Raw genomic sequence first — 13,143 nt, forward strand, 5'->3', positions numbered from 1 at the left:
GTTGGTTGGGCGTCAGTCAGCCCGCGTCAGCATCAACGCGGGCTGATCTTCCAGAGTTCGCCCTTGCTTTGATCGGTGACCACGTACAGGGCGCCATCCGGGCCTTGCTTCACATCGCGGATGCGTTGTTCACGGTCGGCCAGCAGGTGTTCTTCGCCCACGACCCGGTCATTCTGGATCACCAGCCGCACCAGGCGGCGTTCGCGCAGGGCGCCGATGAACAGGCTGCCCTGCCAGGCGGGGAAGGCCTTGCCGGTGTAGAACTGCGCCCCCGAAGGCGCGATCACCGGGTCCCAGTAATACACGGGTTGTTCGAAGCCGGGCCGGTCGGTCACGGACCCGGCGATCGGCTGGCCTGAATACTCTTCGCCATAGGCCACCAGGGGCCAGCCGTAATTCTTGCCTTTGCCGATCAGGTTCAGTTCGTCGCCACCCTGCGTGCCCATCTCAGCGACCCAGAGGCGCCCTTGCGGGTCAAAGGCCGCGGCCTGCACGTTGCGGTGTCCCAGGCTCCAGATCTCGGGCCGGGCGCCGGGCTGGCCCACCAGGGGGTTGTCGGCGGGGGGCGTGCCATCGGTGTTCACGCGCAGGACCTTGCCCAGGTGGCTGTCGGGCCGTTGCGCATAGGGCCGCATCTCGGCATTCGAGCGTTCGCCCAGCGTCATGTACAGCTTGCCGTCCGGCCCGAAGGCCAGGCGCGAGCCGAAGTGCAGCACGCCATCGAAGGCGGGCAGCGATCGCAGGATCACCTTGACCTGTTCGACGCGCGTCCGGTCGGCGGAGAGCACGCCGCGCGCCAGGCTGGTGCCGTTGAGGCCGCCACCACGGGGTTCGGTGAAGGTCCAGTAGAGCTGGCGGTCGGTGCTGAAGGCGGGGCTGAGGGCGACGTCGAGCAGGCCGCCCTGGGCGCGGGCGTCGACGGCCGGCAGACCGGCCAGGGGCGGGCCCACCTTGCCGGCGGCCGACACGATGCGCATGGTGCCGACCTTTTCGGTGACCAGCAGCGCGCCATCGGGCAGCGGCTCGACCGCCCAAGGCAGTTTCAGACCCGTGGCCAGCACGGTCACCTTGAAAGCCACCTTGGCGCTCACGCCCGGCGCGCGCGTCTGCCCGGCGAAGGCGGGCCGTTGGTCGGCGGCATTGGGTGGGCGGGTTTCCAACGGCGTGCCGGCTGCTGGCTGCACCGAGGTGGCGTCCTGGCAGGCGGCGGTCAGGCCCAGCAGGATCAGCGCGGAAAGGAGGGCGGCGCGCTTGGCCACGTCACCCGTCGGCCGATCCGGCCCGGGATCGGGCTTGCCGGCAGATGTTGCTGCCCGTCAGGGTCAGGGTCAGGTTGCCGCCATCCCAGACCATCCAGTCCAGGTCGATGAATTCGTCGATGTCGCTGGGGGGGATGAGGTCGGCTCGGCGCTGCTTGAGCAGGTCCACGCAGTGCACGAGGGCATCGCGCAGGGTTTCCAGCCGGGTGGGCAGGGCCGGTGGGGGCGTGGCGGCACCTTTGGCGCTGCCACGCGGGCGGCGTGCGCGGGGGCGGGCGGGCCCATTGAGCTCAGACATGGGAAAACTCCAAAAGCTGAGACACGTTAGCACGGGGAGGCGGTTTGTTCCTGCCTGATACTCCCGGGATGTCCCTGCATCGCAACCGTTTCATCCGCCAGCTTCAGGTTCGGCCGCGCTTGTTCATCGCCGCCGCGCTGGGGGCCTTGATCATGGCACTGCTGCCCTCGGGTGTGGTGGAAAGCCTCACCACCCGAATGCTGATTGCCTGGAACGCCGCCGTCTTGTTCTACCTGGTGATCGTGGGGGTGATGATGGCCCGCGCGTCGCCCGAACAGATGCGCTGGCGCGCCAACCTGGAGGACGAAGGGCAGTGGACCATCCTGGTGTTGGTGATCGCGGCGGCCGTGGCCAGCCTGGTGGCCATCGTGGCCGAACTGTCGATGGCGAAAGAAATGAGCCAGGCCGAGCGTTTCATGCACGTTGGCCTGGCCACGGCCACCATTTTTTCGTCCTGGGCCTTCACGCACACCATGTTCGCGCTGCATTACGCGCACGACTTCTACCTTGACCAGGACACCGGCCAGACGCGGGTGGGCGGGCTGGATTTTCCGGGCACCGAACTGCCGGGTTATGGCGATTTCGTCTATTTTTCCTTCGTGATCGGCACGTCCGCGCAAACGGCCGATGTCAGCTTCACCAACAGCGCCATGCGCCGCATCGGCCTGATCCATTGCGTGCTGGCTTTCCTGTTCAACACCACCTTGCTGGCGCTGACGATCAACATCGGCGCCGGCATGATTTGAGCAGTCTGGGTCAGCCGGCGGTCTTGAACATGCTGACCCGTTCGGCCAGTTGCTGGGCCAGTTGCTTCATGGACAAGGCCGCTGCGGCGGTCTCCTCCACCAGCGCGCTGTTCTGCTGGGTGGAGCTGTCCAGGTCCTGCACCGCCGAGCCGATCCCGGTGATGCCCGAGTTCTGCCGGTGGGCCGACGCCGAAATCTCTGCCAGCAAGGTTTTCATGCGCTGAGCGTTGTCGGCCAACTGGGCCATGGCCTGGTCGGCGGATCGGGCCACCTGGGTGCTGTCATCCACCCGGCCCAAGCTGTCGTTGATCAGGGCCTTGATTTCTCGGGCGGCGGTGGCCGAGCGCAGGGACAAGGCCCGCACTTCGCCCGCCACCACGGCAAAGCCCTTGCCTTGCTCGCCGGCCCGGGCGGCTTCCACCGCCGCGTTCAGGGCCAGGATGTTGGTCTGGAAAGCGATGCCGTCGATCACCGCCACGATGTCGCCGATCTGGCGCGAGCTGTCCTTGACGGTGTTCATGCCCGCCATGACCTGCTGGATGATCGCCAGGCCTTGGCTGGCCGCGTCGGCGTTGTCGTGCGCCAGTTGCGAAGCCGCGCGGCTGTGGTCGGCACTGGCATGGGCTGTTTGCGTGATCGCGCTCATCGATGCCGCGGTTTGCTCCAGGCTGGCCGCGTTGGCCTCGGTGCGGGCCGACAACTCCACCGAGCCCAGGCTGATTTCGTGGGCGCCATTGAGCAGTGAATCGGACGACTGGCGGACCTGGTGCACGATGCCGGCCAGCGAGGTCTGCATGTCGCCCAGGCACTGGATCAGTTGGGCGATTTCGTCGCGGCCCCAGGCCTTGGGGCGGGTGGTCAGGTTGCCGTCGCGCATGGCATCGAGGTGGTGGGCGATTTCGCGCAGGCCGCCATCCAGCACCTTCTTGAAGGACAGGAACAGGTACAGGGCCACGGCGATGCACAAGGCCATCACCGCGGTCGTGATGTCGCGCGCGCGGGTCATGGTGTTCACGCGCGTGGCGATCAGGGCGTCCATGTGGTCGGTGGTTCGGGTGGTCAGGCCTGTCAGTTGGGCCAAGGCCTGAAGCGCCGAGGCCTGGTGCGCGTTCGCCTGGCCTTGAGGGCCCTCGGCGCGCAGCAGGTTCGCTTCGGACTGCTGCAAGAAAAGGCTGATCTGGCGGATGGCATCGTCGGCGTCGACCTGCACACGCGATTCCCCGTTGTAGGCATAGACCTTGTCCAGGCCATCGCGCACGGCCTGCAATTGGCCAGTGGCCAGCACCAGCAATTCGGTCACGCGCCGGACCTGGGCGGGCGTGCCGGCCGAGTTGCGCAGCATGACGGCACCCAGTTCACCGAGCTGCGCCAGGTAATCGCTCAGCAAGGGCAAGCGGAACATCGAGGCGTCCATCAGGTAGTAGCTGTCGATGTCGGGGTCCAGCGTCAGGTTGGAGCCATCGGTGGAGGCTGAGAGCAGGGTGGTCAGCTGGTCCAACTGGCGGGTATGGGTTGCCCAGACCGTGTCGAAACCGGCCGAGGCCGAGGCCTTCTGGCGGTGGGCTTCGAGGAAGGCCTGGTAAGGCTTGTCGGTGCCCAGCACCGCGCCGTGGGTTTGCTGCTCAGCGTCGAGGCGGGCCAGGCCCTCGGCCACTTCTTTCTGCGCGGCGGCCAGCGCTGGCGGGGCCACGGGCCCGGTGGTCTCTGCCAGCGCCAGCGAGCGTTGCTTTTGCAGGGCGCCCATCAAGGGCATCAGTTGGCGGGCGTAGGTCACGCCAATGCGTTCCCGGGCCGAGAACTCGATCATGGCGGCCTTGTCCCCAAAGTACTGCCAGGACAGCCAGAAAAGGGGGATGGCGAAGACCAGCGAAATGGTCAGTGCCTTGGTCTTGAAGTCGATGCGCCTGAAGAGCCTGACCCCCGGTGCCCAGGCGCCGTGGTACCGAAAGAACATTGACCACTTGTCCGGTGTGGGCGCGGAAAGTCGAATCGAGTCATCCATGGACATGCCCAACCTTGCAAGTTGTTTGTCCCATTTTCTGGTGTATCGCCGCCGTCGGTAAAGGAAATAGTGCAGCGTTGGGCCCTCTGTTTCATTTCACAGATCTTTACGGGCGGGCCACACCCCGTTTACCGCCGGCTCGCACCATGAAGGCATGGACAGGTGGCAAGGGCCATCTCCTGCTAAAGGAAGCTAGAAACCATGGGCAACATCAAACAACTCGGGCAGGCTGCCACCTGGAGGCCCCTCGCCATGGCCAGCGCACTGCTGGTGATTTCGGCCGCGTCGGCCATCGGCATGACCTCGCTGGCCCAGGCCCAGGAGGCCACCAAGGCCAGCGCGCCCGCGCCTGGGGAAGCCCCCCCTCACCATCACCACCCCCGCTTCGCTGGCCCCGGCGGCCCGGGTTTCCTGCCCCTGGAAAGCCGTGGTCTGGACCGCTTGCTGGACAAGGTCAAGGCCACGGATGCGCAACGCACCCAGATCAAGGCGCTGGCCAAATCGGCCCAAGCCGACCTGAAGCCCTTGCACGAAGCCGGGCGTGACCTGCATGAAAAGACCTTGGCCTTGTTTGCCCAGCCCCAGGTGGACGCCGCCGCGGCGGAAAGCCTGCGGCAGCAGAGCCTGGCCAGCCACGATGCCGTCAGCAAGCGGATGCTGCAATTGGCGCTGGACGTCAGCAAGGTGCTCACCCCCGAGCAGCGGGCCGAGCTGGTGGCCAAGGTGCAAAAGCGCCACGAATGGATGAAAGCCCATGGCCCCGCCCACGCCCGGGCCGAGCGCCAGTAGCCGGAGCGCGCGACAATGCTGGACATGAGCGAGCACATCCTACTGATCGACGACGACCTGCGCCTGAGCGCCATGGTGGGCGACTACCTGCGCAGCCACGGCTACCAGGTTTCCAGCGCCCCCAGCCTGACGGCGGGCCGTGAGCTGTTGGCGCGCCAGGCCGTCGATGCCTTGGTCCTGGACCTGATGCTGCCCGATGGCGATGGGCTGGACCTGTGCCGCGAGTTGCGGTCCGCCTCTCGCACACGGTCTTTGCCCCTGCTGATGCTCAGCGCGCGGGGCGAGCCCACCGACCGCATCGTGGGCCTGGAGGTCGGCGCCGACGACTACCTGCCCAAGCCCTTCGAGCCGCGCGAACTGTTGGCCCGCCTGCGCGCCTTGCTGCGCCGCACGGGCGCCGCGGCCCAGGACGATGACGTGTGGCGGTTCGGCCGCCTGGAAATCGACGCTGGCCTGCGTCAGGCGCGCCTCAACGGGACGCCTTGCGAGCTGACCTCCTACCAATTCGACCTCTTGTCCGTGCTGGCCCAGCACCCGGGGCGCGTGCTCAGCCGTGATCACATCATGGACGCGCTCAAGGGCCATCCCCTCGAGGCCTACGACCGGTCCATCGATGTGCACATATCGCGCATCCGGGCGGCCATCGAGGACGACCCCAAGGAGCCCAAGCGCATCCTCACCGTGCGTGGCGCGGGCTACGTCTTCGCCAAGAAGCAGGACGCCGACACCGACGCCGAATAATGAAGACCCTCGCGCTGCGGATCTACCTGACCGTGGTCGCGGTCTTGCTCCTGTTCACGCTGGGAACCGGGTGGCTGGCGCAGCGCCACATGGAGCACGAGCGCAGCGAACTGCAGTCCCAGGCGGCTTCGAACGAGCGCGCCGCGGCGTGGGGAGAGCTGATCGAGAACAGTTTGCCAGGGGTCACCCAGCCCGAGGCCGACCAGGCCCAGGCCCTGCTGGAATGGGCCGCGCGCTTGCGACTGCCTTTGGCGCTCGACAACCCCCAGGGCCGGCGCATCGCCACCTCGGACCTGATGCAGGAGCGCCTGTTGCGCCAGCGCGGCGGCTTGATCCGTTTGCAAGAGGTCCACTTGTCGGATGGCCGTGTGCTGTGGATTCTGCGGCAACCGCCCATGATGAACCGCGGTCGCAACGGCCCACCGCCCAACGACGGCGAGGGACCGCCGCCCCGGGGTGGCCTGGGCGAGCCCCACTGGTTTGGCGGGCCGCTGGGCTGGTTGGTGCCGCCTCCATGGCTGCTCAACGGCGCCCCGGCCTTGCTCGTGTCCTTGCTGATGCTTTTCGTGGCCGTGGCCGTGGGCGCCTGGCCCGTCGCCAACCGCCTCACCCGCCGCCTCAAGGCCCTGCGTCAAGGCGTCGAAACCTTTGGTTCCGGCCAGTTGCAGCACCGGGTGGACGTCGAGGGGCGCGACGAGGTGGCCGACCTGGCCCAGAGCTTCAACCAGGCCGCCCAACGCATCGAGGACCTGATCGGTGCTCACCGCAACCTGCTGGCCAACGCGAGCCACGAACTGAGGTCACCCCTGGCGCGTCTGAAAATGGCGGTGTCCATGATGGCCGAACTGCCACCGGAACGCAGCGAGGCGCTGCGCCGTGAGATCAACCAGGACATCAAGGAGCTGGACGCCCTGGTGGAAGAGGTGCTGCTGGCCAGCCGCCTGGACGCCAAGTCCGAGCTGAACCTCCAGCCGGTGGACCTGGTGGGCCTGGCGGCCGAAGAAGCGCGTCGTGTGGACGCCGTGCTGGAAGCCGACGAGGCGGCGGGGGCCTTGGTCCGATTCGACGAGCGCCTGGTGCGCCGTGCCGTGCGCAATCTTTTGGAAAACGCCAAGCGCTATGGCGGCAACCAGGAGCCCATCCTGCTGGCATTGGCCGCCACGCCCACGCTGGTCGAGATCAGCGTGAGCGACCGCGGTCCGGGTGTGCCGGCCGAAGAGTGCGAGCGCATCTTCGAGCCCTTCTACCGCCTGCCCGGCCACTCCGAGCACGCGGGTGGCGTGGGGCTGGGGCTCAGCCTGGTCCGCCAGATTGCCCAGAGGCATGGCGGCCAGGTGCGCTGCGAAGCCCGCGAAGGCGGCGGCAGCCGCTTCGTGATCACGCTGCCGAAGCAGCCCGCCCAATCGCCAGGTAGTCCAGGCCAGAAGCCTTGACCAGGCTGGGTTCGTAAAGATTGCGCCCGTCGAAGATGACCGGTGACTTCAAGGCGGCCTTGATGTCGCCGAAATCGGGGCTGCGGAATTCCTTCCACTCGGTCACGATGACCAGCGCGTCGGCGCCTTCCAGGGCTGCCATGGGCGAATCGGCGTAGCTCAGGCTGGCGTGGTCGCCAAAGATGCGGCGAGCTTCGTCCATGGCCACCGGGTCGTAGGCGGTCACGGTGGCGCCACGGTCGAACAACTCCTGCAGCACCACGCGGCTCGTGGCCTCTCGCATGTCGTCGGTGTTGGGCTTGAAAGCCAGGCCCCAGACCGCGAAACGCTTGCCCTTCAGATCTTGGCCGAAGCGCTTGGTGACCTTGTCCACCAGCACCATCTTCTGGGCGTCGTTGGCGTCTTCCACGGCCTGCAGCACCTTCAGGTCCTGGCCCTCGCCACTGGCCGTCTTGATCAGGGCCTTGACGTCCTTGGGGAAGCAACTGCCACCGTAGCCGCAGCCGGCGTACAGGAAGTGGAAACCGATGCGCTGGTCGGAGCCGATGCCCTGGCGCACGGACTCGATGTCGGCGCCCATCTTCTCGGCCAGCAAGGCCAGCTCGTTCATGAAGCTGATGCGGGTGGCCAGCATGGCGTTGGCGGCGTACTTGGTGAGTTCGGCGCTGCGCACGTCCATCACCAGGACCTTGTCGCGGTTGCGCGAGAAGGGCGCGTACAAGGCTCGCATCAAGAGGATGGCCTGCTCGTCGTCGGCGCCCACCACGATGCGGTCGGGGCGCATGAAGTCTTCAACCGCCGCGCCCTCTTTCAGGAACTCGGGGTTGGAGACCACGGCGTAGCGCGCATCGCTGCCACGCTTGGCCAGTTCGTCGGCGATGGCGGCGCGGACCTTGTCGGCCGTGCCCACGGGCACCGTGCTCTTGTCGACCACCACCTTGTAGTCGGTCATCAGGCGGCCGATGTTGCGGGCGGCGGCCAGCACGTACTGCAGGTCGGCCGAGCCGTCTTCATCGGGGGGCGTGCCCACGGCGATGAACTGGAGGGTGCCGTGCGCCACCGCGCGGGCGACGTCGGTGGTGAAGGCGAGGCGACCGGCTTTCACATTGCGGGCCACCACCACGTCCAGTCCTGGTTCGTGGATGGGGATGCCGCCTTCTTCAAGGATGCGGATCTTGTTGGGGTCGACGTCCAGACACAGGACATCGTTGCCCATTTCTGCCAAGCAGGCTCCGGTCACCAGGCCCACGTAGCCGGTGCCAACAACTGATACTTTCATGGACGCTCAATGGTTGATTGGGAACAGAGACATTCTGTCAGAACCCTAGCAACTATCACGCCCCAGTCGTTACGCCATGAACCCCAAGTTGCGGGTTGACACATCGAAATTTCCGATGTTTGGCGCGATTCCGGGCGTGCCCCCCGCGCCGGTCAGGGCGGTTTCGGGCACGTCCATCCACTTGCCCAGGGTGTAGACCACCTGGTCCACCGACTGCGAAGGCAGCAGCACCCCGTTGGTCAGCAGGTTGGCGCTGAAGTAGGAGCCCTGGTCGAAGGGGCTGAAGTCGGGGAAGCGGCCGTACATGTCGCCGCCCTTGACGCTGCCACCAAAGACGAAGTGGTGCCCGCCCCAGCCGTGGTCGGTGCCATCGCCGTTGTTGTTCAGGGCCCGGCCGAAGTCCGAGGCGGTGAACGAGGTGACGTTCGAGCGCAGATCCTGGCCGCCAGGCATCTTGGACAGGGTGTCGTAGAAATACGCGACGGCGTGGTCCAGCCGTGCCATCAGGTCGCCATGGACCGTCAGCAGGCTGTCATGGGTGTCGAAACCGTTCAGCGTCACCATGAACACCTGCCGCTTGGCGCCGATGCCGCTGGCGTCTCGCGTGGCGATCATGCGGGCCACCAGCTGCAGTTGCAGGGCCAGCGGGTTCAGGGTGCTCAGGCCGGTGTTGGGGTCGGTGTATTTCAGCAGGGGGTCGGTGGCGGAGGAGGCGGCCCCGGGCGTTCCCCAAGGCGCCTGCATGGCGCTGGGCAAGGCGCTCAGCAAGGTGCTTTCCACGCTCAAGGCGCGTTGCACGGTCTTGGTGTAATCCTGCGCCAGGGTGTCCTGGATGGTGGGGGTGGCGGCGATCTTGCGCACCGCCTGGAACACCGCGGCGCTCCCGTAGGTGGTGCCCTCGCCGGCCATGCGGTTCATCCCCGAGGTGCTGAGCTGGTAGGGCATCACCTGCTTGCCCGACAACCACACCGGACCGCTGTTGATGCCGATGCTGGAGAAGGTGCTGACGGTGTTGCGGGACATCAGGCTGTCCATCATCAGGCCGCCCCAGCCCGCGACCGAGCCCTCGGCCCCGAAGGACTGCCACATCGACTGCTGGTCGTTGTGCGACATCAGGTTGGTGGGCAGTGGAAAGCTCAGGTCGTACAGGTCGATCTTGTTGGTGGGGGTGATCAGCGGTCCCACGTTGGCGATCACGGCGGCCTTGCCGGCCACGTACATGTCGCGGATGCGCTTGAGTTGCGGGTGCAAGGCGAAGACCTTGAAGTTGCGGTCGGCGTTGAAGCCCCCGGTGTCCTTCACGGTGATGGGCAGCATGTCGGATCGCTTCAGCGCCGTGGACACCACGCCGGGCACGGCGGTGCCGCCGTTGGCCACGATGGCGGCATTGGGGTCGCGCGCCACGCTGTAGTAGTACCAGGAGGCTTCGTCGTTGGCGACCACGGTGTTGTGGGCGTCGTTGCCGCCGCCGAGGAAAAGGCACACCAGCGCCTTGTAGTCGGTGGTACCGCTGGATTGGGCCGATGCCACGCCCATGGAGGCCAGGTTCAGGGCCCAGGGGGTGGTCAGGCCGGCGGCGCCCAGCACGGACGCCTGCTTCAGGAATGATCGACGTGGATTGGTGCTCATGTCGGCTGGCTCATTTTTGAATCAGGAATTCGGTGGAAACGGCGGTCATCAGGATGGCGGCGTTGACACGCTTGTCCAGGGCGGCGTTGATGTCCGCCGTGTTGCTGCCGGCCTCGTTCAGGGCCGGGACCGGGATGGTCTCCAGCGCGGCGAGGATGTCCTTCTGCAGCGCGGGCGTCATGATCCCGCCGATCAGGCGGTTGTTGACGTCGTTCACCAGGTCCTGCGGGTTCTTGGCCAGCGGCCTTTGCTCCGTCAGCACCAGGCGCACGCCCGCCTGGTTGTTCACCTTGCCGATGCCGTTGTTGAGCAATGACAGCACCGAGTTGACGTAGCCTGTCACGCTGATCTCGCTGGCGATCTGCATCTCCGGCACCACCATGCCCTTGGCCGCGCTGTTGCTCTGGGGCGGCACGTAACCGGGACGGAAGAAGTTGAACACCGATGGCGAGTTCCAGGGCTGTTGCCCGAAGGACAAGGACGCGTCGGCCGTGGACGTGATGCCCGCCGTCTTGACCCGGCCCGTGCTCGCTTTCAAGCCAGGGCCATCGAAGGTGAAGGCCCGCAGCAAGGCGGTCAGCCGCAACACGGGTTCGCGCAGTTTGCCGTCGGTGGACCAGGTCTGGTAGGGCGAACCCAGCGCATCCGCGTCCAGCAGGATGGCCTTGACGACTTCCTTGAGGCTGCCATTCGTGTCCACGAACTTCTGCGCGACCCGCCCCACGTATTCAGGGCTGGGGTTGCTGGTGACCAGGCGCTGGATCAACTGCCGGCAGAAAAAGGGCGCCACGTTCTTGTGCTTGGCCAGGGTGTCCAGCGCGATCTTGAGGTCGGCCTGCGGATCCGAGCCGGAGCGGGCCGGCACCGTCACGTTGAGGAAGGACGTGGCCGACGTGGAGTGGTAAGCCGGGTAGGCCACCATGGGGCGGTAAGCGCCTTCGGGGTCCTGGCAGCTGGTGTTGCCATTGAAGCAATCCAACTCGGTCTGGCTGGAGAAGGCGGGGCCACGGTAGAAGCTCCAGCCCGTGAAGATCTTGGCCAGCCCTTGCACGTCCTCGCTGGTGTACGAGGGCTTGGGCAGGCCATTGCTGCCCATCACCGGCGTGCCATCCATGTTCAGCTCGTGCAGGCCGATCGAAAACAGCTGCATCACTTCGCGGGCGTAGTTTTCATCGGGAACGCGGCCGATGGCATCGTCTTCCTTCTGGTTGGCCCTGAAGCTCAGGTAAATGCCCATGGCCGGGCTCTTGGTCACCGCTTCCAGCAAGGTGCGGTAATCCGAAAACGCATTGGCGTTCAGGGTGTCGATGTAGCCGGCCACGAACGAGGGGCGCGGGTTCAGCTCCGGGTTGTTCAGCGAAACCACGAAGATCTCGGACAAGGCGAACACCACGCGTTGCCGCAGTTGGGCCGGGTCGGTCAAGGCGCGGGTGTAAAAGCCTTCGACGATTTGATCAGCGCGGCTTTTGTTGGCGGGCTCGTCCACCTTGAGCTCGGCGTCCCGCTGCTCCAGAAAGGCCCTCGCGGTGGTGTCCGACTGCATGGCGAACTGCTCGTCAAGCCAGGCGCTGTAGCCGATGCTGTCGATGCGTGCCACATCCGCTTCGGTGGGGCCGAAGGTGGCGTGGTTCAGGAAGCGCCAGGTTTCGGAACGGCTGTTCGGAAAGTCCGCGGAATCTTCTCCGACCACGCAGCCACTGCCGCTGAGGATCAGTGTGCACAAGCCGGCGCAGGCCAGCCATCGACCGATCATTCCAATTTTCACCGCATGCTCCTGATGCCACGTTTAACGTGGATGAAGATTAGCGGGATGGTTTTTGAGGACAACGATGGTTGTCACTAGTTGTGACGCCGGGCGGCGGCCGAAGGGCAAAAATACGGGCTTCGACCCCGTGAACGAGGGGGTGGGCGCTTCATGGCAAACCCGATTCGGACCCGTTCCTGCCTCAATCCGTGAAATAGGACCGGTACCAGCGCACGAAGTGGTCGACACCATCTTTCAACGAAGTGGTCGGGTGCACGCCGGTCCAGGTCGACAGGGCGTCCGTGTCGGCGAAAGTGGCCACGACGTCGCCTGGTGCCATGGGTTGCAGGTCCTTGATGGCCTGGCGTCCCAAGGCATGTTCCAGGGTGCCGATGAATTCCAGCAAGGGCACGGGTTCGCTGTGCCCGATGTTGAACACCCGGTAGGGGGCCCAGGATGCGGAGGGCGAAGGCTGTTGCCGGTCAAAGCTGGCGTCGCCTTGGGGCGGACGGTCGAGTGTGGCCAGCACGCCTGCCACGATGTCATCGACGTAGGTGAAGTCACGCTGCATCTGGCCATGGTTGAACACCGTGATGGGTTTGCCCGCCAGGATGGCGCTGGTGAACAGCATGGGCGCCATGTCAGGACGTCCCCAGGGGCCGTACACCGTGAAGAACCGCAGGCCCGTGGTGGGCAAGCCGAACAGGTGGCTGTAGCTGTGCGCCATCAGTTCGTTGGACTTCTTGGTGGCGGCGTACAGGCTCACCGGGTGGTCGACCGGATCGGATTCCGCGAAGGGCATTTTCACGTTGCCCCCGTAGACGCTGGAACTGCTGGCGTACACCAGGTGACCGACCTGGTGGTGCCTGCAGGCTTCCAGCACGTTCAGGAACCCGACGAGGTTGGACTGCACGTAAGAACGGGGGTGGGTGATCGAGTAACGCACGCCCGCCTGGGCCGCCAGGTGGACCACGGCGTCGAACCTTTCTTCGGCCACCAGGCCATGGACCGCATCGCCGTCGGCGATGTCCATCTGCAAGAAGCGGAAAGGCGCACCGGGTGCTTGGCGCCGGATTTCCGCCAGCCGGTCTCTTTTCAGCTGGGGATCGTAGTAGTCGTTCAGGTTGTCGATGCCGGTGACGGTGTCTCCCCTGGCCAGCAAGGCCAGGGCCGTGTGCATGCCGATGAAGCCGGCCGCCCCGGTCACCAGAACCTTCATGGCG

Annotated in this window: 11 protein-coding genes; 4 read left to right on the forward strand and 7 right to left on the reverse strand. The window is 66.0% G+C overall.

Annotated elements, in window-relative coordinates:
- Window positions 1-32: 32 nt before the first annotated feature.
- Both ACREB4_RS13990 and ACREB4_RS13995 read right to left on the reverse strand, forming a co-directional pair.
- Window positions 33-1,259, reverse strand: coding sequence for a PQQ-dependent sugar dehydrogenase (locus ACREB4_RS13990; RefSeq protein WP_431588839.1), 1,227 nt, complete (start codon window positions 1,257-1,259; stop codon window positions 33-35).
- Between the two features lies 1 nt (window position 1,260).
- On the reverse strand, window positions 1,261-1,557 hold the full coding sequence (locus ACREB4_RS13995) for a hypothetical protein (protein ID WP_431588840.1): 297 nt from the start codon (window positions 1,555-1,557) through the stop codon (window positions 1,261-1,263).
- Window positions 1,558-1,625: 68 nt separating this feature from the next.
- Here ACREB4_RS13995 and ACREB4_RS14000 point away from each other — a divergent pair, with 68 nt between their 5' ends.
- Window positions 1,626-2,303 (forward strand): DUF1345 domain-containing protein, encoded by a 678-nt coding sequence (locus ACREB4_RS14000; RefSeq protein WP_431588841.1) that lies wholly within the window; start codon window positions 1,626-1,628, stop codon window positions 2,301-2,303.
- 10 nt (window positions 2,304-2,313) lie between these two features.
- On the opposite strand, the gene ACREB4_RS14005 is transcribed toward ACREB4_RS14000, so the two are convergent.
- Window positions 2,314-4,257 carry a methyl-accepting chemotaxis protein gene (locus ACREB4_RS14005; protein ID WP_431588842.1) on the reverse strand — a complete coding sequence of 648 codons (1,944 nt, stop codon included), beginning with the start codon at window positions 4,255-4,257 and terminating at the stop codon, window positions 2,314-2,316.
- A gap of 249 nt (window positions 4,258-4,506) precedes the next feature.
- On the opposite strand from ACREB4_RS14005, the gene ACREB4_RS14010 reads away from it, so the two are divergent.
- The 3 genes from ACREB4_RS14010 to ACREB4_RS14020 are packed head-to-tail and all read left to right on the forward strand — an operon-like array spanning window position 4,507 to window position 7,268.
- On the forward strand, window positions 4,507-5,094 hold the full coding sequence (locus ACREB4_RS14010) for a Spy/CpxP family protein refolding chaperone (protein ID WP_431588843.1): 588 nt from the start codon (window positions 4,507-4,509) through the stop codon (window positions 5,092-5,094).
- 24 nt (window positions 5,095-5,118) lie between these two features.
- Window positions 5,119-5,835: a response regulator gene (locus ACREB4_RS14015; protein WP_431588844.1), complete on the forward strand. Its 717-nt coding sequence runs from the start codon at window positions 5,119-5,121 to the stop codon at window positions 5,833-5,835.
- Window positions 5,835-7,268, forward strand: a complete 1,434-nt coding sequence (locus ACREB4_RS14020) for a HAMP domain-containing sensor histidine kinase (protein ID WP_431588845.1) — start codon at window positions 5,835-5,837, stop codon at window positions 7,266-7,268. Before ACREB4_RS14015 ends, ACREB4_RS14020 begins: the two co-directional genes overlap by 1 nt.
- On the opposite strand, the gene ACREB4_RS14025 is transcribed toward ACREB4_RS14020, so the two are convergent.
- From ACREB4_RS14025 to ACREB4_RS14040, 4 genes are all read right to left on the reverse strand, one after another.
- Entirely contained in the window at window positions 7,213-8,547 is a 1,335-nt protein-coding gene (locus tag ACREB4_RS14025; protein WP_431588846.1) for a UDP-glucose dehydrogenase family protein, read from the reverse strand. The genes ACREB4_RS14020 and ACREB4_RS14025 overlap by 56 nt on opposite strands.
- Window positions 8,548-8,616: 69 nt before the next feature.
- Window positions 8,617-10,176, reverse strand: coding sequence for a DUF1501 domain-containing protein (locus tag ACREB4_RS14030; protein ID WP_431588847.1), 1,560 nt, complete (start codon window positions 10,174-10,176; stop codon window positions 8,617-8,619).
- A gap of 10 nt (window positions 10,177-10,186) precedes the next feature.
- Window positions 10,187-11,941: a DUF1800 domain-containing protein gene (locus ACREB4_RS14035; RefSeq protein WP_431588848.1), complete on the reverse strand. Its 1,755-nt coding sequence runs from the start codon at window positions 11,939-11,941 to the stop codon at window positions 10,187-10,189.
- Window positions 11,942-12,122: 181 nt separating this feature from the next.
- Entirely contained in the window at window positions 12,123-13,139 is a 1,017-nt protein-coding gene (locus ACREB4_RS14040) for an NAD-dependent epimerase (RefSeq protein ID WP_431588849.1), read from the reverse strand.
- Between the last annotated feature and the right edge of the window lie 4 nt (window positions 13,140-13,143).

This window comes from Aquabacterium sp. (assembly GCF_050725395.1).
Taxonomy (GTDB): Bacteria; Pseudomonadota; Gammaproteobacteria; order Burkholderiales; family Burkholderiaceae_C; genus Aquabacterium.

Bases quoted from the DNA above. Each gene is read 5' to 3' on its own strand.
- ACREB4_RS14015 (WP_431588844.1), top strand. From the start codon at position 5,119: ATGAGCGAGCACATCCTACTGATCGACGACGACCTGCGCCTGAGCGCC.
- ACREB4_RS14020 (WP_431588845.1), top strand. From the start codon at position 5,835: ATGAAGACCCTCGCGCTGCGGATCTACCTGACCGTGGTCGCGGTCTTG.
- ACREB4_RS14010 (WP_431588843.1), top strand. From the start codon at position 4,507: ATGGGCAACATCAAACAACTCGGGCAGGCTGCCACCTGGAGGCCCCTC.
- ACREB4_RS14025 (WP_431588846.1), bottom strand. From the start codon at position 8,547: ATGAAAGTATCAGTTGTTGGCACCGGCTACGTGGGCCTGGTGACCGGA.
- ACREB4_RS13995 (WP_431588840.1), bottom strand. From the start codon at position 1,557: ATGTCTGAGCTCAATGGGCCCGCCCGCCCCCGCGCACGCCGCCCGCGT.
- ACREB4_RS14005 (WP_431588842.1), bottom strand. From the start codon at position 4,257: ATGTTCTTTCGGTACCACGGCGCCTGGGCACCGGGGGTCAGGCTCTTC.
- ACREB4_RS14040 (WP_431588849.1), bottom strand. From the start codon at position 13,139: ATGAAGGTTCTGGTGACCGGGGCGGCCGGCTTCATCGGCATGCACACG.
- ACREB4_RS14000 (WP_431588841.1), top strand. From the start codon at position 1,626: ATGTCCCTGCATCGCAACCGTTTCATCCGCCAGCTTCAGGTTCGGCCG.
- ACREB4_RS14030 (WP_431588847.1), bottom strand. From the start codon at position 10,176: ATGAGCACCAATCCACGTCGATCATTCCTGAAGCAGGCGTCCGTGCTG.